General features: G+C 46.8%; 17 protein-coding genes and 1 pseudogene. 15 read left to right on the top strand and 3 right to left on the bottom strand.

The genetic code is table 11. The features are described 5' to 3' along the window. Positions 1-214: 214 nt before the first annotated feature. On the bottom strand, positions 215-934 hold the full coding sequence (locus tag Q0394_RS02765) for a formate dehydrogenase-specific chaperone (protein ID WP_298945467.1): 720 nt from the start codon (positions 932-934) through the stop codon (positions 215-217). Beyond that, positions 927-2,597, bottom strand: a complete 1,671-nt coding sequence (locus Q0394_RS02770) for a 4Fe-4S binding protein (RefSeq protein WP_298945468.1) — start codon at positions 2,595-2,597, stop codon at positions 927-929. The genes Q0394_RS02765 and Q0394_RS02770 overlap by 8 nt, the downstream gene beginning before the upstream one ends. 161 nt (positions 2,598-2,758) lie before the next feature. Here Q0394_RS02770 and selA point away from each other — a divergent pair, with 161 nt between their 5' ends. The 15 genes and pseudogenes from selA (at position 2,759) to Q0394_RS02845 (ending at position 19,320) form a co-directional block, all read left to right on the top strand. Further along, positions 2,759-4,084 (top strand): L-seryl-tRNA(Sec) selenium transferase, encoded by a 1,326-nt coding sequence (gene selA / locus Q0394_RS02775; RefSeq protein ID WP_298945469.1) that lies wholly within the window; start codon positions 2,759-2,761, stop codon positions 4,082-4,084. Then, positions 4,081-5,901, top strand: coding sequence for a selenocysteine-specific translation elongation factor (gene selB / locus Q0394_RS02780; RefSeq protein ID WP_298945470.1), 1,821 nt, complete (start codon positions 4,081-4,083; stop codon positions 5,899-5,901). The genes selA and selB overlap by 4 nt, the downstream gene beginning before the upstream one ends. 59 nt (positions 5,902-5,960) lie before the next feature. Continuing rightward, on the top strand, positions 5,961-6,668 hold the full coding sequence (locus tag Q0394_RS02785) for a thioredoxin domain-containing protein (protein ID WP_298792457.1): 708 nt from the start codon (positions 5,961-5,963) through the stop codon (positions 6,666-6,668). Between the two features lie 334 nt (positions 6,669-7,002). Next, entirely contained in the window at positions 7,003-7,212 is a 210-nt protein-coding gene (locus Q0394_RS02790) for a twin-arginine translocation signal domain-containing protein (protein WP_002948952.1), read from the top strand. Positions 7,213-7,289: 77 nt separating this feature from the next. After that, a pseudogene (locus Q0394_RS02795) lies at positions 7,290-7,484 on the top strand (hypothetical protein); the annotation flags it as partial. A 48-nt stretch (positions 7,485-7,532) separates the two neighbouring features. Next, complete coding sequence (locus tag Q0394_RS02800) at positions 7,533-10,199, top strand: formate dehydrogenase subunit alpha (protein ID WP_298945536.1); 2,667 nt, start codon at positions 7,533-7,535, stop codon at positions 10,197-10,199. A 10-nt stretch (positions 10,200-10,209) separates the two neighbouring features. Further along, positions 10,210-10,770, top strand: a complete 561-nt coding sequence (fdh3B, locus tag Q0394_RS02805; protein WP_298945471.1) for a formate dehydrogenase FDH3 subunit beta — start codon at positions 10,210-10,212, stop codon at positions 10,768-10,770. Positions 10,771-10,970: 200 nt separating this feature from the next. Further along, entirely contained in the window at positions 10,971-12,935 is a 1,965-nt protein-coding gene (locus Q0394_RS02810) for an FTR1 family protein (protein WP_298945472.1), read from the top strand. Between the two features lie 74 nt (positions 12,936-13,009). Next, positions 13,010-13,531 (top strand): iron transporter, encoded by a 522-nt coding sequence (locus Q0394_RS02815; RefSeq protein ID WP_122873224.1) that lies wholly within the window; start codon positions 13,010-13,012, stop codon positions 13,529-13,531. 65 nt (positions 13,532-13,596) lie between these two features. Next, the gene (locus tag Q0394_RS02820) at positions 13,597-14,964 is read left to right on the top strand and encodes a Fe-S-containing protein (RefSeq protein ID WP_298945473.1); all 1,368 of its coding nucleotides are present in this window, start codon (positions 13,597-13,599) and stop codon (positions 14,962-14,964) included. After that, positions 14,961-16,241 carry an ABC transporter permease gene (locus tag Q0394_RS02825; RefSeq protein ID WP_298945474.1) on the top strand — a complete coding sequence of 427 codons (1,281 nt, stop codon included), beginning with the start codon at positions 14,961-14,963 and terminating at the stop codon, positions 16,239-16,241. Before Q0394_RS02820 ends, Q0394_RS02825 begins: the two co-directional genes overlap by 4 nt. Beyond that, the gene (locus tag Q0394_RS02830) at positions 16,228-17,367 is read left to right on the top strand and encodes an FtsX-like permease family protein (protein WP_002948972.1); all 1,140 of its coding nucleotides are present in this window, start codon (positions 16,228-16,230) and stop codon (positions 17,365-17,367) included. The genes Q0394_RS02825 and Q0394_RS02830 overlap by 14 nt, the downstream gene beginning before the upstream one ends. Before the next feature lies 1 nt (position 17,368). Beyond that, a complete protein-coding gene (locus tag Q0394_RS02835) occupies positions 17,369-18,106 on the top strand; it encodes an ABC transporter ATP-binding protein (RefSeq protein WP_298945475.1) in 738 nt (245 codons plus the stop codon). Positions 18,107-18,119: 13 nt separating this feature from the next. Continuing rightward, the gene (locus Q0394_RS02840; RefSeq protein WP_298945476.1) at positions 18,120-18,617 is read left to right on the top strand and encodes a TlpA disulfide reductase family protein; all 498 of its coding nucleotides are present in this window, start codon (positions 18,120-18,122) and stop codon (positions 18,615-18,617) included. 109 nt (positions 18,618-18,726) lie between these two features. Beyond that, positions 18,727-19,320 (top strand): hypothetical protein, encoded by a 594-nt coding sequence (locus tag Q0394_RS02845; RefSeq protein ID WP_298945477.1) that lies wholly within the window; start codon positions 18,727-18,729, stop codon positions 19,318-19,320. A gap of 18 nt (positions 19,321-19,338) precedes the next feature. On the opposite strand, the gene Q0394_RS02850 is transcribed toward Q0394_RS02845, so the two are convergent. Beyond that, positions 19,339-19,470 (bottom strand): hypothetical protein, encoded by a 132-nt coding sequence (locus Q0394_RS02850; protein WP_002948977.1) that lies wholly within the window; start codon positions 19,468-19,470, stop codon positions 19,339-19,341. Between the last annotated feature and the right edge of the window lie 19 nt (positions 19,471-19,489).

Raw genomic sequence — 19,489 nt, forward strand, 5'->3', positions numbered from 1 at the left:
TAGCCAAAGGGCGGTTAAATTTGAGTGAAATTTAAAAAATGCGGGAGTAAATTTGGGCGGGTTAAAGAGGCTAAAAAATCGCGCCGAAAACGGACGGGTTTATCTGGCTAAATTTAAAGCGCAAATTTGACGAGAAACGGCCGCGCGGGCGATCCCGCCTGGTCAAATTTACCTGCCGGCACGAGCCTAGCAAGCAAATTTAAGCGCTCAAGCCTCAGTCGTCGAACTCTTGCGAGATGACGGGCGAGAACTCCTCCCAGCGGAGTTTTGTTTTGGCCGTAGGCATCTTGCTTTGAAACGGCTCTTTTTTCATCGAGGCTACCGCCGCGCTGTCGCCGATCGGCGCAGGAGGCGCCTCCACGCCTAGTACCGCACGCTCAAGATCGATAAAATCGCGCAAGATAACCGCGTAAGAGGCGAAAAAGTCTGCATTTTTGTGAGCGGATAAAAATTTGATAAATTCGTCGATAAATTTATTCGTAACGTCCGTAAATAGCTTGCTGCTGATATTTGCCGCGCCCGCTGCTTCGTCGCGTAAAAAGGTCGCCGTGGCTAAAAATATAAATCCGACGTAGTCCTCGCTGTCCTTGCAGACGTCTTTGTCCCTGCGGTACGGGCTTAGCTTTAGGCACTCGATCACGCGCAGCCTAGCCGCGCCGTCGTCGCGTCCGTCCTCGTAAAATGAGGCGTTTAGCGGGATATTTGAGTAAGAAAAGTCAAAAAGCACGTCGTTTTGCTCTCTGGCGAATTTCTCGAAGTCAAATTTGGCTAAATTCGCAAACGCGGCCTCGCTCGCAGGTGTAACGGGACTAGTGGCTAGATAGGCTAGCTGCTCGCGCCAGCGGTCAAATTTACCGCCGTGCTCGTGAAAAAACAGCGGGTAGGCCAAAAACTCGTAAAAATACGCGCGCGCCTTGGTTAAGTTATTATCCATTTAAAACCTCTTCTCTCATTTGATCCATTTGCGCTTTTATCATCACTTTGGCTTTGCAGTCCGAGCAGCAGTACAGCGTCTTTAGCTTGGCTTTGTCGCCGTTAAATTTAGGCGCCATGATCGAGGCGATCTTTTCTACGGCCTTTTTGGTCGCAAACTCCTTGCCGCACTCGATACAGGCGAAAAGCTCGTCTCTGGCTAGCTCGCTAAATGCGAAAAATCCGGGCTCCAGATCAATCTTGCCGGGGCGCAAAAATATCGTGTCTTTTTCCGCGCAGCTAAGCTCGCAGTATCCGCACGCGGTGCAGACGCTAGGGTTAAAGACGATGGAGTTTGTTTTCTTGTCCGCGACCAGAGCGGCGACGTTGCAGGCTCCCACGCAGCTTAGGCACAGCGTGCAGGTGTCTTGATTTATCTCGACGCGGCCGTATCTGATGAGCTCCGTGGTGCTAACCGAGCCTAAATTTTGATCTCCGACTAGCCACTCTAGGCGTTTGGCGAAAATTTCGCGCTTTGGCATGGCGTACTCGGCGATGGAGTGCTGCGAGCCGTCGATAAATTTAGCCTGAGATAGGGCGCTTTTTAGCTTGTCTTCGTTCTGCGCGACTAGGACGGCTTTTTCGTTAAATTTAAGCTCGTAAATTTGGTTTAAAATATCCACCGCGTCTTTGGTGCCTTTGCCGATATTTTGCTCGTAGATCACGACCTGCGCGCCGCTTTCTTGAAGTAACGTAAGCAGATGCGTCTCGCTCAAAAATCTCTCACCGCTAATGGCAAAAGGCAGCACGTTCGCGGGTAAATTTAGGCTTAAATTTTCTAAATTCGCCTTTGCAGGCACGACTAGCGCGATCCGGCCGCGGTATAGTTTGGCTATCTCGGTAAACGAATTTCGCGGCATATCTGAGTAATCAAGCGCGCCGCTAGGGCAGACGCTAACGCAGCCGCCGCAGTTTATGCAGTCGATGTGAGAGAAAACTAGGTGCTTGGTCTCGTCCTCTTTTAGGATCGCGACCGTAGGGCAGGCCTCTACGCACCTGCCGCAGATCTCGTGTCTGCGCTCGTGATACTGGCAGATCGTGGAGTCGTAGTGGACGTGGCTTTTAAATTTAAATTTCGGGCTTTGCGCCTCTAGCTGCGCGGCGATTTCCTCGTCGCTTTTGCCCGCGATCTCGTAGCAGCCGCTTTGCTTTAGCATGTATTCGCGTGCGTTTTCTACGAGGAAAAAGTCGCAGTCCACCTCAAACTCGCCGTCGGGGCGCAGTACTAGCACGCTTAGTTCGCCTGCGGCTCCGTAGATAAATTTGATCTCAAAATGCGTCAGCTCGATTGTTTTAAAGCCTTTAACTTTGAGCAAATTCGCCAAATTTTCGCGGCCGCCGTTACTAACGATCACGACGTTTTTGCCGACTTGCTTTTCGTAGTCGATGTCGCGCGCTAGGTCAAAGGCGCTGGCTCTAGCCTCATAAAGCAAAAGCGTGTTTTTAGCCTTATCCAGCACCGAGTCAGCGGTGTTTTTTAGATAAAAATTTATCTCCGGCGCTACGACGCTTGATTTTAGTTTGGGCGAATTTGAGACGAGATACTCGCCTTCGCCGTTTATCTCGATCTGCTCGTTTAGCATCAAATTTTCGTCAAAATCGTTGTAAAAACCGAATTCTTTCATGATTTTCTCCCCGCGCTACGCGTTATCAAAATTGAGCGCATTTTAATACTAAAGGCATTAATAGGCTCTGAAATTTTACATTTATTTTTTTTAATAAGATTAGATTTATCCAAATTTATGCTAAAATCGCGCTCGGTAACACAAATTTACTAGGAGCGAATTTGAACGAACTACGAAAACTCCCGCAGATAGATAAATTTATAAAAAACGAGCGATTTTCCGGGCTTGACACGAGCCTGCTAACTAAAGTCGCTAGGTGCGAGCTAGAGAGCCTGCGCGCTCAAATTTTAGGCGGGCAAAACTGCCCGGGGCTTGACGACATCGTCCAAAGCACGCTCGCAAGATACGAAAAAGCGTCAAATTTGAGCCTACGAAGCCTGATAAACGCAACCGGCGTCATCATCCACACTAACCTCGGCCGCAGCGCGATCGATCCGGAAATTTTACGCCGAGCCGCGCCCGTGATCACGGGGTATTCAAATTTAGAGTACAGCGTCGAAAAGGGCGGCCGCTCAAACCGCTACGACTACGTGGGCGGGCTGCTGGCGGAGCTTTTCGGATTTGAGGACGCCGTCATCGTAAATAACAACGCAAGTGCGGTATTTTTGGTGCTAAATACCTTCTCAAAAGGCGGCGAAGCTATCATTAGCAGGGGTGAGCTAGTCGAGATCGGCGGGAGCTTTCGCGTGCCAGAAGTCATGGCAAACTCGGGCGCGATCCTGCGCGAAGTGGGCACTACCAATAAAACCAATCTGCGCGACTACGAGGAGGCGATAAACGAAAACTCCAAGCTGATCTTAAAGGTGCATAGATCAAATTTTGATATCGTGGGCTTTAGCGAGGACGTGGCGATGCAGGACCTTAGTGCGCTAGCAAGAGAGCGAAATTTGATTGATTATTTTGATCTTGGCGGCGGATTTTACGGTGAGCTGCCCTACGGCCTAGAGCGCAACGAGCCGAATCTAAAAAATCTAAAAGATGCTTCGCTCGTTAGCTTTAGCGGAGATAAGCTCTTTGGCTCCGTGCAGTGCGGCATAATCCTAGGTAAAAAGGGGCTCATCGCAAAGCTAAAGAAAAATCAGCTGTTAAGAATGCTGCGCGTGGACAAGGTGATCATCTCGCTACTGGCTGAAAGCGTCAAGGCCTACGCAAACCGCGAATTTGAGCTTATCACGACGGTAAAACAGCTCTATAAAAGCGTAGAGGAGCTAGAAAACACGGCAAATTTCATAAACTCGCGGCTAAAAACTCCGCTTGAAATCGTGCGCACGACGACCTATGTGGGCGGCGGCACGATGCCAAACAAACGCATACCTAGCCTCGCGCTAGCCGTCAAAGGAAACGCGAACGAAAACGAGGCTAAATTTAGGAAAAATCTCGTGATCGGGCGCATAGAGGAGGGTAAATTTCTGCTCGATCTTCGCAGCGTGCTAGACGCGGACGTGCAAAATTTAATAGAAAAAATCAACGAAACGGATGAAAAATGAGCTTAATAATAGGAACGGCCGGGCATATCGACCACGGCAAAACGGCGCTGATAAAGGAGCTAAACGGCTTTGAGGGCGACAAGCTAGAGGAGGAGCAAAAGCGCGGGATCACGATCGATCTTAGCTTTTCAAATTTGAGCAAAAACGGCGAAAATATCGCGTTTATCGACGTGCCCGGACATGAAAATTTGATCAAAACGATGATCAGCGGCGCATACGGATTTGACGCGTGCCTATTCGTCGTGGCGGCAAACGACGGTCTAATGCCGCAGTCTTTGGAGCATTTGGAGGTTTTAAATATCCTTGGCGTTCGCTCGCTCATCGTCGCGCTAACTAAATGCGACCTAGCGAGCGCAGAGCTAATAGAACGGCGAAAAGGCGAAATTTACGCCGCCGCGCAAAACTACAAAAATCTGCAAATTTTAGAGATTTTCCAGGTTAGCATTAAAGATAGCGCGAGCATTGATGAGCTGCGAAATTATCTTTTCACGCTAAAGGCGGCTAGCCGCGAGCAAGAGGGCGTTTTTAGATATTACATCGACCGCGTTTTTAGCCTAAAAGGTATCGGAAACGTAGTCACGGGCACCGTGATAGAGGGCAGCGTGAGCAAAAACGAGAAGCTGTTTAACTATGACGCAGGCAAAGAGGCGCAGGTGCGAAGCGTGCAAAGCCACGATAAATTCGTTGAGCGCGCGGGAGTTAGCAGCCGCGTGGCGCTAAATTTGACGGGAATCGAGCTAAATGATCTAAAAAAAGGACAATTGCTCAGTAAAAAGGGCTTTTTTAGAGGATTTCGCGAGATAGACGCGATCGTTTTTGCTCGCGAGCTAACGCACGGCGAGAATGTGACGTTTTGCGTCGGAGCAAAGGCCGCGCCCGCAAAAGCGCTAGTCCTCAGCGAAAAAGAGGGCGGGATATTTGCGACGTTTAAATTTGAAAGGGATATGTTTTTAAAATTTGACGAGCCGTTCGTGCTCATCGCAAACGGTCGCGTCATAGGCGGCGGCAGGGTGCTAAACGCCGTAAGCGAGCCGATGAAAAAATCAAGCAAAATTTCGTTTTTAAGCTCGCTGCTCAAAAAAGATTTCGTAAGTGCCTTTGCGATGCTAAAAGATACGCATAAAAACGGCTTTGGTATCATCTCGGCCTATCAGCGTTTCGGGCTAAATCACGAGGAGGCCGTAGATATAGCAAAGCAAACGCCAAACGTATTCGTCGATGAAAAAGCGCTAAATATCTACGATCTAAGCGCGGTCGATCGGATAAAAAGCGCGGTCAAATTTATGATAGAAAAGAACGAATTTGCGGTATTTTCGGCTACGAGCATCAGCCTAAAGCTCTCGTGGGCTAGCGAAAATATCGCTCAAAAGGCGCTTGACGAGCTAGAAAGCGCGGGCATGATCGCTAAAAACGACGGCGTCTATACCAAAACGGGCGTGGATATTAGCAAGCTAAAAATCAGGCTCGAGGAGAAAATTTACGAGATTTTGCAAAGCGGAAATTTAGCTCCCTTGGCGCCTTATAACATCTACGACGAGCTTGAGATAGACCGCATTAGCGGCGATAACGCGCTAAAAAAACTAACGGGAATCGGGCGCGTGGTGAGGCTCGCGCATAATCTTTTCGTAACGTCAAAGGCCCTAAACGAGGCGCTTGCGAAGCTAAAAGCTATCATCGCCGCGCAAGGATTCGTAAACGTAACGAACGCGAAAGAGTCGTTAAATTTGAGTAGAAAATACATAATCGCCTACCTAGAGCAACTCGATCTAGATCCAAATATCGTTAAAAACGGCACGGACCGAGTTTTAAAAGCGTGATTTTTTATCTATTTATAAAAAGCTAATATAATCCGCGCAAATTTTTAAAAAGGAATGAAATGAAAAAAATAGTTTTGTCGCTAATGGCGGCCTGCGCGATGTTTGCTGCGTCAAACGAGCAAGTAGTCGGTTTTTATTCGCAGATGGTCGGCGAAGGCGTGAAAGTAAATGTAACTGAGCGCAAACCGTTAACCGACGGAATCGAAGCGGTCGTGGTAAATTTGAGCAACGGTCAAGTGAGTCAAGATGAGGTTATCTTTACTAAAGGCGACTTGCTTTTCCCGGATATCATCGACCTAAAGGCGCAAAAAGCCTACCTGCAAGAGATAAAAAAGGAAATAGCGGCGAAAAATATTTCAAAAGTCTATAAAAACGAGCAAAAAGAAAATATCATCACTCTAGGAAACGACTCTAAAAAGCCAACTATCGTGATGTTTTCCGATCCTGAGTGCCCGTACTGCCGCCTAGAGCTTGAAAAGATCGAAGCGACGTTAAAAGAAAGCAACGTAAAGCTAATCTTAACTCCGGTTCACGACGTATCGTCTTTGCAAAAAAGCTTTTTGATATATAAAGACGTAGCAAGCGCGAAAACCGATAGCGACAAGATCAAAATTTTACGAAAATATTTTGCGGACGACTATAAGGTGGCAGACGGTGCAGTCAGTGACGCAGACGTAAAAGCGATGGATAATTTAAGACAAAAATACTCCGCCGCCGGCGTTCGCTCCGTGCCTTTTATAGTAAATTTAAGCGACCTTCAAAAATAATCCCTAACGTAAATTTGAGCTAAATTTGATAAATTTAGCTCAAAAGCCCCAGAGTTACATAAAATATACATTTTTAACTTGATATGTAGTATTAAAACTTAAGCTAAATTTTAGGTTTCCTTAACTATTTATTAAGTTTCATAATTAATCTAATATTTTTACTTCATTTATTCTCAAAATATGCTAAATTTGCACAGTGATATTTTAAAATATGCAAGTGCCCTAAAATACGCGCCTGTAAGGCGCACTACGCCTAGGAAATATGCAAAATTTGAACAATATCTTTCTAAAAACATCTCAAAAATTTCAAATTTGAGATTAATAAGGAGAAAACATGCAAGGATCAAGACGAGATTTCCTCAAAAAATCTCTGAAGGTCGGCGCGGTAGGCGGGACTGTATTGGCCGCTGCAGCTATCGCAAAACCGACCAGCGACGAGCTTGCTCCTGACGACAACGGCGTAGTTGTCGGCAAGTCGAGCAAAAAAGAGGTGCTTTACAAAAAAAGCAAAGAGTGGGAATACTACTATAAGATCGCTTACTAAGGGAGAAAACCATGAGTGATTCACGCATAGGAAGACGCTCGTTTTTGAAGCTTGCCGCTCTTGGTGCCGGTAGCACGATGGCATTTGGCGAAAACGAGACGTTTAGAAAGGCAACCAACGAGGAGATAAAAAATCCTTACGAAGGTTCAAAAAAGGTTAGAACGATTTGTTCTATTTGTTCGGCGGGTTGCGGTATAGAAGCCGAGGTAAAAGACGGAGTATGGGTACGCCAAGATATGGCTATGTATCACCCGATCTCTCAGGGTTCGCACTGCTCTAAGGGAATCGATCAGATCGACCTTACGAAATCAAAACAACGCATCAAATTTCCGATGAAAAAAGTAAACGGAAAATGGGAGCGCATCAGCTGGGAACAAGCCGTAAACGAAATCGGCGACAAGATGCTACAAATCCGCAAAGAAGACGGTCCTGATAGCGTAGTTTTCTTGGGTTCGGCTAAATTTAACAACGAGCAGGCTTATTATTTCCGCAAATTTGCGGCGTTTTGGGGTACAAACAGCAACGATCACGTAGCACGCATTTGACATAGCGCAACAGTCGCCGGTGTGGCGAATACTTGGGGTTACGGCGCTATGACTAACCACTGCGGAGATATGGCTGCAAACTCGAAAGCTATCTTTATGATAGGCGCAAATTCGGCCGTAGCAAATCCCGTCGGCGGTATGAAGCATGCCCTTCAGGCTAAAGATAGAAATAACGCAAAGCTAATCGTTGCGGATCCGAATTTTACGAAATCTGCGGCAAAAGCAGACCTTTATCTAAGACATCGTTCGGGAACGGACGTAGCGTTAATCTACGGATTAATCCACATCATCCTTAAAAACGGCTGGGAAGATAAGGAATTTTTAGAAAATAGAACTTACGGTATAGACGAAATAAGAAAAGAGGCCGAGCACTGGACGCCTGAGGTAACTTCGGACGTTACGGGAGTACCTATAGATAGACTAATGCAAGCCGCACACATAATGGCTCACAATAAACCGGGAACGGTTATCTGGGCGCTAGGTATCACTCAGCACTCCGTAGGCACGTCAAATACAAGAATTCTACCTATTATGCAGCTAATTTTAGGCAACATGGGTAAACCGGGCGGCGGCTGTAATATCCTACGCGGTCACGATAACGTCCAAGGCTCTACCGATATGTGCAATCTCTCGGATAGTTTGCCGATGTATTACGGGTTAGCGGATACTTCTTGGAAATACTATTGCAAAGGTTGGGGCGTTGATTACGACGAATTTATTAAAAGATTCGCGGTTTCTACGAAAGAACCTAAACAAGGCGGCGCTCCGGTAAAAAATACCGTATTTGAAGAGTATTTTTATCACGATCCGCAAAATCCGGAAGATAGAAACTGGAGAAACGAAAAGGGCTGGTCGCTGTCAAAATGGTGGCAGGGCGTCTTAAAAGAAGAAAAAACATATACTAGCGGTAAGCTTCGCGTTCTTTGGGTACAAGGAACCGGTCTAACTTCTATGGCGCACTTAACTAAAATTCAACAAGCCGTCGATAAATTAGACTTACTAGTCGTAGCCGAACCTTTCGTCAACGAGGTCACGATTTTAAGCGATAGAAAAGACGGAATTTATATCTTGCCGGTCGCTACCGCGTTTGAAAACGAGGGGCATTTAAGCTCTACGAATCGCTCCGGCCAGTGGAGAACTAAGGTAGTAGAACCGCTTTACGAGAGTAAGGGCGATCACGAAGTAATGTTCTTATTTGCTAAAAAATTCGGCTTTTACGACGAGTACGTAAAAGGCATGAAGATGAAGACCGTAGATCATGAGCCAAAACAAGTTAAAGACGATTTCATATGGCCGGACGACGCTACCGACGAGATAGCTCGCATGGGTAAATCTATCGGTTATACCGGTAGAACCGCCGAAATGTTTAGAAGACATCAGGCTAACTGGCAAAATTTCGATCCCGATACGCTAATGGGTATCGGCGGCGACGTAAAAGGCGAATATTACGGCAAACCTTGGCCGGCATGGGACGAAAAACACCCCGGCACTCCGATACTTTACGACATGAGTAAACCTTATACAGAAGGCGGTAGCGGTTTTAGAAATCGTTTCGGCTTAGAACATAACGGCGTTAGTCAGCTAGCTAGCGAAGATACGACTTTAGTAGGATCAGACGTAAAAGGCGGCTATCCGCAAATAACTAAAGAAAATATCGAAAAAGTCCTAGGCATAACCTTGACCGAAGAAGAGAAAAAATTAATGGGAGCCACTTGGAGCACCGATCACAGCGGTCTTATCCTAGAAAAATGCCGCGAAAAAGGCGTAGTGCCGTTTGGTAACGCAAGAGCTAGAATGATCGTTTGGGAATTCCTAGATCCGATCCCTAAACACCGTGAGCCTATCCACTCTCCGCGCTGGGATCTCGTTCAGAAATATCCGACCTTTGACGATCAGGCTAGAAATTTCCGCGTCGAGACTAAATTTAAGTCCGAACAACAAGCAAAAGACTGGAGTAAGGAATTCCCTATCGTATTTAGCACATTGCGCGTAGTAAATTTAAGCGGCGCGGGAATGATAGAGCGAACGAGCAAGTATCTAGCGGCGATCACGCCTGAGATGTTTGCTAACGTCCATCCTGAGCTTGCCCTAAAATACGGCATCCAAGATCGCGATATGATGTGGATCCACTCTCCGCAAGGCACTAAGATCAAGGTTCGTTGCTATCATACTCAGATGGTTACGCCGGACAGAATTTGTATGCCGTATAACTTCGCGGGCGTTATGCAAGGCGTGAGCCTAGAAGACCGCTATCCTGAGGGTACTAAGCCTTATACGATCGGCGAGAGCTTTAATACCGTAACAAACTACGGCTTTGATCCGGTTACTCAAATTTCAGAATTTAACGCAGGTCTTTGCCGCATAGAAAAAGCTGAAGAGAACACCTTTAAAACATCGTTTTATCACGAGTATGGCGAGAGAGACGCCCTAGGTAAAGAGTAAGGAGAGAAAAATGGCAAGAATGAAATTTTTTGTAGATACTAATAGATGTATCAGCTGCTTTGGATGTCAAGTCGCCTGCTCTTCTGCTCACGAGCTTCCAGTTGGAATTTATAGAAGAAAGGTTATCACGCTTCACGATGGTATTGAGGGTAAAGAGGTCTCAACTACTATCGCGTGCCAACACTGCACCGACGCTCCTTGCGAGCAGGTGTGTCCGGTTGATTGTTTTTACATCAGAGCCGACGGTATCGTGCTTCACGATAAAAACAAATGCATCGGCTGCGGATACTGCCTATACGCATGTCCGTTCGGCGCGCCGCAGTTTCCTAGAGACGGAGCATTCGGTATAAAAGGCGCTATGGATAAGTGCACCATGTGTGCGGGAGGCCCTGAGGAGACGAACTCTCACGAGGAGCTTCATATGTACGGCCAAAACCGCATCTCAGAGGGCAAAGTCCCTATGTGCGCCGCCGTTTGCGCCACCAACGCGCTACTAGTAGGCGACGCCGCAGACGTGTCAAACGTATATCGCAAACGCGTTATGCTAAGACAAGCGGGCGCTACTATCTAACTCAAATTCGGGGGCGACTCGCTCCCGAATTTTCTTTCAAATTTTACCTCTTAAATTTACCCAAATTTCAAAGTCGGATCAATCTGATAATCAAAAAAATAGCTTGTTGATAAGATTGATACTTGATAGCAGTTTTTATTTTCGCTAAAGTTTTGAAATGGTAAAATGGCCGCGTAAAACATATTTTATCGGAGTTTTTTATGAGCAAATTTTTAAAATTTATACTCGCGCTTTTTATCCCTTTTATGCTAAATGCAGCGGATACCGACTATGGCCCTGAGATACAGAGCATAAAAGATTCGTTCGTAAGCATTATGCAGCAGTATAAAGAGGGCAAGATCGACGAGGCAAAAACCGCTACGCAAAATGCGTATTTTGGGCATTTCGAAAACATCGAAGCGGCGATCAGGGTAAATTTGGGGCAGAAAAAAGCCTACTCGATGGAGTCTAAATTTGGCAAAATCCGCAAAGCCATCATCGCTAAAAAATCCGTAGAAGAGATACAAGCGATAATGGACGAGCTAAACAAAGAGATGGATGAGGTTTTGCCCGTCATAAACACCGGTCACAAGCTAGTGGGCGAGTACTCCGATCCTAAAAACGCAGACGCCGCGCAGACCGCTAAGGCTACTGAGGCTAGCCAAACTACGGCGCAGCCTACAAGTAGCGCTACTATCGAGCCGCACTGGCAGGTGGTTTATAACGATATAAAAACAGCTCTTAGCGCTGCCGCAGCAGCCTACGAAAAGGGTGATAAAGACGCAGCAAAACAGCAGATAAACAACAAAGCCAAATTTGAGCTTTACCGCAACACGAAGCTAGAAGAGGCTATCCGTAGATTTATAAACGGCGGTCAGGGCATCGACGGCGACATCCAAAAGCGAATGGGCTCGGCGATAATAGCGATAAACAACGACGTAGCAGTCGACGTGCTAAAGTCAAATTTGGACGAGCTTGACGCGCTGATATACGAAAACGTAGCCAAGCTGCCTATGGAGTCTGGCTCGCTAGCTACCAACGTGGTTTTGCCCGATAGCGCCGAGGATGACGCGGCTACTGATTTTGCGCCAGTCGTTGCAAACATAAAGGCAAAAATCGCCGACGCGATCAAACTTTACGCCGCAAAAGACGTAGCTAAAGCTATGAGCGATGCTCAGGATATTTACTTCGACGAGTTCGAAGGTAGCGGCATGGAAAACAAAGTAGGCGCGATAGACGTCGGTCTAAAAACCAAGATAGAAGGAAATTTCGGCGAAGTAGTCGCGCTGATGAAGGCGGGCGTGAGCGTCGAGAGACTTCAGCAAGCAGCCGATAATCTAGGCGCAAATTTAGACGCCGCGTTAGAAAAAACAAGCGGCAGCAGTTCGCCTTGGGCGCTATTTGTTTACGCGCTTACGATCATACTTCGCGAGGGATTTGAGGCGCTCATCATCGTAGCGGCCGTCGTGGCGTATCTACTAAAAACCGGCAACGAAAAGCGCATGAGTATCGTTTACAGCTCGCTTGCCGTAGCGGTCGTGTTAAGCTTTGTTATGGCGTGGATTATGAATTTGATATTTGCGGGCGCTGCAGGTCAAAAAAGAGAGGTGATGGAGGGCGCGGTGATGCTTATTGCCGTGGGACTGCTCTTTTACGTCGGTTTTTGGCTACTTTCAAACGCGGGCGCGAAAAAATGGAGCAAATATATCCAAAGCCACGTCAGCGAGTCTATATCCGCAGGCTCTGCTAAGGCGCTTTGGTGGACGGTATTTTTAGCGGTATTTAGAGAAGGCGCGGAGACCGTGCTTTTCTATCAGGCGCTGATTTTTGACGCTAAAGATAGCGTGGGCTACTCGATGATCGCGCTGGGATTTGTAGTGGGGCTAGTTGTCTTGCTTGTTACTTACTACGTGTTTAAAATTTTTGCTATAAAAATCCCGATTAAGCCGTTTTTCTTGGTCACTTCGGCGATCATTTTTTATATGTCGATCGTGTTTGTGGGCAAGGGGCTTATGGAGTTCGTCGAGGGTAAAATTTTCGTTCCGACCAAGATCGAAGGCTTCCCGACTATCGAATGGCTAGGCATTTATCCGTACTACGAGAGCTTAGTACCGCAGACTATCATGATAGCAGCGCTAATCATCGGCGTGATCATAATGAAAAAAAAGCAAGCCAAAGAGGCTTAAATTTGACGTTTCTAGCTTTCGCGGGTTGCCGCGAAGCTTAAAATAAATTTACAAACTAATCTAAAGGAGAAAACATGAACAAATTTGTTAAAACAGCTTTGGCATTTAGCCTTGCTGCTTCAGTAGCCTTAGCAGGCGAGTTTCCTATCGGCGATCCGGTAGAAATCAACGGTATGGAGATAGCTGCCGTTTATCTAGAGCCGATCGACATGGAGCCAAAAGGCATCGACCTAGCTCCTAGTAAAGCAGACATCCACCTAGAGGCCGACATCCACGCTATCGAGGGAAATAAAAACGGCTTTGCAGCCGGTGAGTGGATCCCTTATCTAAAAGTTAATTACGAGCTAAAAAACCTAGATAACGGCAAAGTTAAAAAAGGCACATTTATGCCTATGGTTGCTCAAGACGGCCCTCACTACGGCGCTAACCTAAAAATGGATACGGGCGTTGGCAACTACGAGCTAAAATTTCATATAGAAAATCCTGAAAAACAAGGCTTCGGTCGTCACGCAGACAAAGAAACGGGCGTAGGTAAATGGTTCGAGCCGTTTACCACGACCTATAAATTCCAATATACCGGAGCGCCTGCTAAATAATTCGGGCTTAGAGCGGCTAAGTCCGCTCTAAATTTTATTCAAATTCTCAAATTACAGGGCTGATCATGTCTATATATTTCGTCCAAGTTATCTCATCGTTACTGGGATTTGTCCTTTTTGCAGCGTTAAACAACGACAAAAAGAGCCTAAAAGCGCTGTTTCTACCCTCGGTTTTGGGTATCGCAGTAGGCATAGTCGTTTTTAAGATCGCTAGACTCACGCTTCACGACGCGGGCGTTAAAATGGTATTTGACGCGGCTACTTTGGTATTTTTGCTAGTTAGCGCGCTTTGGATTTTTATCAAATTTAACCCTGCAAAGATGATAACGTTTTTCGCCTTAGGCGCAGGCTACGGCTTAACCTATGCTCACGCTAGCGCGAATTTTCCGGTATTTGCAGGCGAGCTACTCGATACGCAGTCCATCATCAGCTTATTTTTGATGATATTTGCATTTTTGCTTTTACTGATTTTATTTTTCGTCGTTTCAAATTTAAAAGAGTGCCTGTGCAAGCATGTCTTATGGACGTTTTCGCTTCTTTTTCTTGCAGTTTTGATAGTGCAAGCTATTTCAAACACGGGGCTTGAGTTTATGCGGGCGGGTATGATACCTACATATCCGTGGGCGCTCTCGCTCGTGGCTAAAGGCATTTACTATACGACGTTTGCGCAGTATTTTTTCATCTTTTCGGTTTTGATTTTGGCGGTTATAAATTTCAAAAAACGTCCGGCTCCGCTCGTAAAATCAGTCGTGGGCTCAAACAAATTTAGATTTAACAACGCGGCTAGAAATTTCATGGCGACAAACTCCAAAAGCAGCATAGCTATCGTCGTTACGGCTCTTATTTTCGGGCTTTACTACGACCTGCACGCGTCTAAGCCGCCTGAGATCTCAGACCCTATCATTGTTGAGCCCATAAACAACGAGTTTAAATTTGACGTCGAAAAACTCGCCGACAACGAACTTCACCGCTACGCCTATATAAACGACGAAGGCAGGGAGATAAGGTTTTTTCTTTTAAACCGCTTTTCAGACCGCGCTTCGCCGATCATCGTCTTTGACGCGTGCGCGATATGTGGCGATATGGGCTACGTCAAAAAGGGCGGCGATCTCATCTGCATCTCGTGCAATGTACGCATTTTCTTGCCATCAGTCGGCAAAGAGGGCGGCTGCAACCCGATACCTATGCCGTTTGAATTTGACGGCAAATTCGTAACCGTAACGCTTGATACCATCCAAAGCGGTGCGAACTATTTCTCAAAAGTCGTCGAAAAAATGGTGCTAGATCCGGTAAGCCGCAAGAAAGTAAGCAATATCGGCTCGAAATCTTATTTATACTACAACAGGACGTATTTCTTTGAAAACGAAAAAACTCAGGCGGAATTTGAAGCCAACCCTGAAAAATACGTCGATATAAACGGGACTTTAAAATGAAAAATATGCAACTAAGGCTTATAAAAAGCTCGATCACCGGCTCAAAGGTGCAAAAAGGTATGGCCTTTATCACCATACTTTTGGCGACGGTTTTGATCGCTTGTATGCTAAATATCACGCTAAAAATCGGCGATCAGATCGCTAGTGAGCTGCGAGGCTACGGCTCAAACATCGTCGTCTTGCCAAAGGGCGAAGCGCTAGCTATCGAGATCGAGGGCAAAAATTTCACCCCGCTAAAATCGCAAAACTACCTAAACGAAGAGGATTTGCATAAGGTAAAGGAAATTTTTTGGCGAAATAACATCGTGGCGTTTGCTCCGTTTTTAAACGGCGAGGTAAAAGACGCTAGCGGCGAAAAATACCAAATCACTGGCACTTGGTTTGATAAATTTGCAAACGTGGCCGACGAGCCCGAGTTTAAAACGGGCGTGAAAACACTATTTGGCTTTTGGGCGGTCGATGGCAAATGGATAGAAGATGACGATATGCAAAACGTACTCGTAGGCGAAAATTTAGCCGCGAAGCGAAATTTGAGCGTCGGCGGCGAGCTAAATTTAAACGGACATAACGTAAAAATCGCAGGCGTGCTAAAAGGAGCCGGTGAAGAGAGCTATAAGATCGTAACCTCGCTAAAGCTAGCTCAGGAGCTTCTAAATAAGCCCGGACAGTACTCAAAAGCCGAGGTTTCGGCGATGACGATCCCGGAAAACGACCTCTCCGTAAAAGCTAGGCGAAATTTAGACAACCTAGATAGCGCCGAATACGATATGTGGTACTGCTCGGCCTATGTTAGCTCCATAGCCTATCAGATCGAGGAGAACTACGCGGGCGTCGCGGCAAAAGCGATGATGCAGGTAAGCGACGCTGAGAGTAATATCGTAAAAAAAATCCAAAGCCTAATGGGTATCGTTAGTGTTATCGCGCTTGCGGTCTCCTCTATCGGCATTACATCGCTGATGACTAGCGAAATTTACAGGCGTAAAAAAGAGATCGGCCTGCTAAAAGCCATAGGTGCGAGCAACTTTGAAATTTACGCTCTTTTTGCGAGCGAAAGCCTAGTCGTGGCGTTTTTCGCGGGCATTTTGGGAGCGTTTTTGGGTTACGCGCTAAGCTACATAATCGCTTACAGTATCTTTGGTTACGGCATCGGCATAGCGTGGATCGTGCTTCCGCTTAGTATCGCTTTTGCGCTTCTTATCTCGATCGCGGGCTCGCTCGTGCCGATGAGAAGCGTAGTTAAACTCTTGCCTGCGGAGGTGCTATATGATCGCAAATAAGGGCTTTTTTTATAACGTTATCTTTAAAAGCCTGCGCTTTGGCGCGGCTAGAGTGGGCGTCATCATCGTCTCTATCCTGCTTGGCGCGTGCGTGACGGCGGCCTTTGTAAACGTATATCTTGATATCGACTCAAAAGTAACGAAGGAGCTAAAAAGCTACGGCGCAAACGTGGTTTTTGCTCCCGCAGACCCGGTTAGCGACGAGGTAAACGAGGCTAAATTTAACGAAAAGATCGCCAAAATCCCAAGCGACAAGCTAATCGGACAGAGCGGATATCTTTTCACGCAGGTAAACATAGGTCCAACGACCGCGATCGCTATGGGCGTCAAATTTAGCGATTTAACGCGGGTTAAGCCGTTTTTGGAGGTTAAAGAGGGGCAGGGCATAACGCTTGATTTTGACGAGAGAAACGCGCTAATCGGCACCGATCTAGCCAAACAAAGCGGCTTTAAGGTCGGCGACGTGATCGAAGTAAGACAAATCGGCGCGAACGCGGGCGAAAAAGTAAAGATCCGTGGCATCGTGCAAGACGGCGACAAAGAGGACTCGCTACTCATCATCTCGCTGCCTCTAGCGCAAAAGATAGCAAACGAGCCAAACACGCTAAACTACGCCGAAGCCGTAGTAACGGGCAAATTTGACTACATCAGCGAGCTTGGCAAGAGCCTTAGCGACGAGCAAATTTCGGTTAAACCCGTGGCTAAAATTTCAAAATCAGAGGGCCTAATTTTGGATAAGATTAAGCTTTTGATGGCGCTAGTTAGCTTTGTTATCTTGCTTATCACTTCAATGTGCGTAAACACGACGCTAAGCGCGATTTTGTTCTCGCGCTCAAAGGAGATTGCGTTGCTTAGGGCGCTGGGGGCCAGCAAGAAAAACGTGCTAAATTTGTTCGGCGTCGAGACCTTCGTCACTGCGTTTGCGGCGGCTTTGGCGGGTGCTATTTTAGGCTACGGTTTGGCGCAAATTTTAGGCTACGCGATTTTTGATTCGAGCATCGATTTTAGATTTATGAGCATACCGATAGCGATGGTTATCTCGCTCGTTTTTGCGGGCGTGGCCTCGATCTATCCGATCAAACGGGCGCTGGAAAACAAGATGGCCGATATTTTAAGAGGAGAATGATATGCAATACGCGATAAGATTAAACGGGATAGAAAAAAGATTTGGCGAAGTAAGGGCGCTGGAGGGCATTACCTTTGACGTAAACGCCGGCGAGTGGGTTAGCATAATGGGCCCAAGCGGTAGCGGTAAAAGTACGCTGGTAAATATCCTCTCGCTGATGGACGTGCCAACCGCAGGTACGTACACGCTAGGCGGAGACGACGCTAGCAGACTTAGCGACGAGGAGACGCTCAAATTTCGCCGCGAAAAGATCGGGCTGATATTTCAGCAGTTTCACCTCATCCCCTACCTAAACTGCGTCGAAAACGTGATGATAGCGCAGTACTATCACAGCAGCGTGGACGAAGAGGACGCTAAAAAGGCTCTCGAGCGAGTGGGTCTAGGACACAGGCTAGATCACCGTCCGAGTCAGCTTAGCGGCGGCGAGCAGCAGCGTCTGTGCATCGCGCGCGCCCTGATAAACGATCCTGATATCTTGATAGCCGACGAGCCGACGGGCAACCTAGATGAAGCAAACGAGCGCGTAGTTTTGGAGCTATTTCAAAAGCTGCGAAGCGAAGGCAAAACCATCCTGCTCATCACGCACAACCCCGATCTTGGGCAGTTTGGCGACAAGATCGTCTATCTAAGGCACGGCAAGATGGAAAATATCCACTACGTGAGCGACGGCGAGCGTGCGGAGGCATGCGAGAGGCTAGCAAGCGAACCAAAAGGTCAAACCGCCTTTGCTACGGTTTAAATTTGGGAGAGTTATGATAAAAAAATATATACTTTTAGTTTTTGCGGCGGCGATGATAGCTGGCTGCGGAAATAGCGGCTTTGATAAACACCACATTAGCCTAAACTCGCCAAAGGGCGTCGATACGCACTATTTTCCCGAGGGCAGACGACTCAAAACGGACGGCAAGCCATACATGCTATTTTTCTTCGGCACTTCTTGCGGCGCCTGCGTAGCGCAAGCTCCGATCGTAAATGAAATTTACTACGAATTTAAGGACAAATTCGGCGTTTACGGGATATTTGGACCCAGCCTCGGATTTGATAAAGATATCGACATGGTTAGGCAGCACCATATCGACTACGACGTCATTAGCGATAAAGTTTCGGTCGATTATTTCAGCAAAGCCGTCGGCGGCGTGATGGGCGTGCCCGCGATATTCGTCTTTGACGGCGAGGGCAATCTCAAAAAGCGCTTCATCGGACTCACGCCAAAAGCAACTCTTGAAAACGAGATCAAGCTCGTGTTATAAATTTACTCAAACGTAAAGATTTAGTAGTAAAATACGCTTAAATTTGATCCTGAATTTGACCCGACCGCGTTAAATTTGCGGCGGTCAAATTTGAATAAGGAGACGCAAAATGAAACTAAAAATTTTCTCTATTTTGCTATTTGCGATTTTTTTCGTAGGCTGCGGCGAGCCCCGCACGCCCGAGCTTTATGCTAGAAGCACAGTGCCTATTTTTATCACTAACGGCGACGTGAAAAAAGCCTCGCGTAGCGTCTATGTTTACTTTAAAAACTCCTGCGGCTACGCAAACACGCTAGAAAACACCGTGCGAAACAAGCTACTGCAAAACGGCTTTACGCAAAGCATGGATCAAAAGAGCGCAGACGTCGTGATAATGGGCGATTTTGCGAGTTTGCAGCGCCTTGAGCGACGCGAGCGCCCGCGAGTGTATATGAATATGGGATATGGCTTTGGCAGCTATGGGCGCGCACGAAGTATGGGCTTTGGCATGCTTTTTGGCGACCCGTTTGACGATGATTTTTACGACAGGACGGATTATTATCTTTATAGAGCCTATATCAGCGTGATGATCCGCGCAAACGGCAGCGAGCAAAGGACAAATCTCGAGATCGAAAGCGGCCAAAATCTTTATTCGCCAAGTTATATAATCCCATACATAGAAGAAAAGGCGGCGACGCAGATACTTAGTTTCTTTTATCCTTAAACGGCTTGTCTTTTTCCTTTATACTTCGCTTTGCTTCGTTGCACTCGCAACTGCAAGCAGAAGGAAATTTCGCCGAAGCTCGGTTACGTATTTTATATACGCGCCCTCGCTCGGCTCATTTCCGCCTCGTCTAAAGAAAAAATACTTCACCTTATCGTTTTACGCTCAA

This window comes from uncultured Campylobacter sp. (assembly GCF_938039205.1).
In the GTDB taxonomy this organism is placed as follows: domain Bacteria; phylum Campylobacterota; class Campylobacteria; order Campylobacterales; family Campylobacteraceae; genus Campylobacter_A.

Bases quoted from the DNA above. Each gene is read 5' to 3' on its own strand.
- Q0394_RS02820 (WP_298945473.1), top strand. From the start codon at position 13,597: ATGTCTATATATTTCGTCCAAGTTATCTCATCGTTACTGGGATTTGTC.
- Q0394_RS02835 (WP_298945475.1), top strand. From the start codon at position 17,369: ATGCAATACGCGATAAGATTAAACGGGATAGAAAAAAGATTTGGCGAA.
- selB (WP_298945470.1), top strand. From the start codon at position 4,081: ATGAGCTTAATAATAGGAACGGCCGGGCATATCGACCACGGCAAAACG.
- Q0394_RS02840 (WP_298945476.1), top strand. From the start codon at position 18,120: ATGATAAAAAAATATATACTTTTAGTTTTTGCGGCGGCGATGATAGCT.
- Q0394_RS02825 (WP_298945474.1), top strand. From the start codon at position 14,961: ATGAAAAATATGCAACTAAGGCTTATAAAAAGCTCGATCACCGGCTCA.
- fdh3B (WP_298945471.1), top strand. From the start codon at position 10,210: ATGGCAAGAATGAAATTTTTTGTAGATACTAATAGATGTATCAGCTGC.
- Q0394_RS02785 (WP_298792457.1), top strand. From the start codon at position 5,961: ATGAAAAAAATAGTTTTGTCGCTAATGGCGGCCTGCGCGATGTTTGCT.
- Q0394_RS02810 (WP_298945472.1), top strand. From the start codon at position 10,971: ATGAGCAAATTTTTAAAATTTATACTCGCGCTTTTTATCCCTTTTATG.
- Q0394_RS02830 (WP_002948972.1), top strand. From the start codon at position 16,228: ATGATCGCAAATAAGGGCTTTTTTTATAACGTTATCTTTAAAAGCCTG.
- Q0394_RS02790 (WP_002948952.1), top strand. From the start codon at position 7,003: ATGCAAGGATCAAGACGAGATTTCCTCAAAAAATCTCTGAAGGTCGGC.
- Q0394_RS02770 (WP_298945468.1), bottom strand. From the start codon at position 2,597: ATGAAAGAATTCGGTTTTTACAACGATTTTGACGAAAATTTGATGCTA.
- Q0394_RS02765 (WP_298945467.1), bottom strand. From the start codon at position 934: ATGGATAATAACTTAACCAAGGCGCGCGCGTATTTTTACGAGTTTTTG.
- Q0394_RS02815 (WP_122873224.1), top strand. From the start codon at position 13,010: ATGAACAAATTTGTTAAAACAGCTTTGGCATTTAGCCTTGCTGCTTCA.
- Q0394_RS02845 (WP_298945477.1), top strand. From the start codon at position 18,727: ATGAAACTAAAAATTTTCTCTATTTTGCTATTTGCGATTTTTTTCGTA.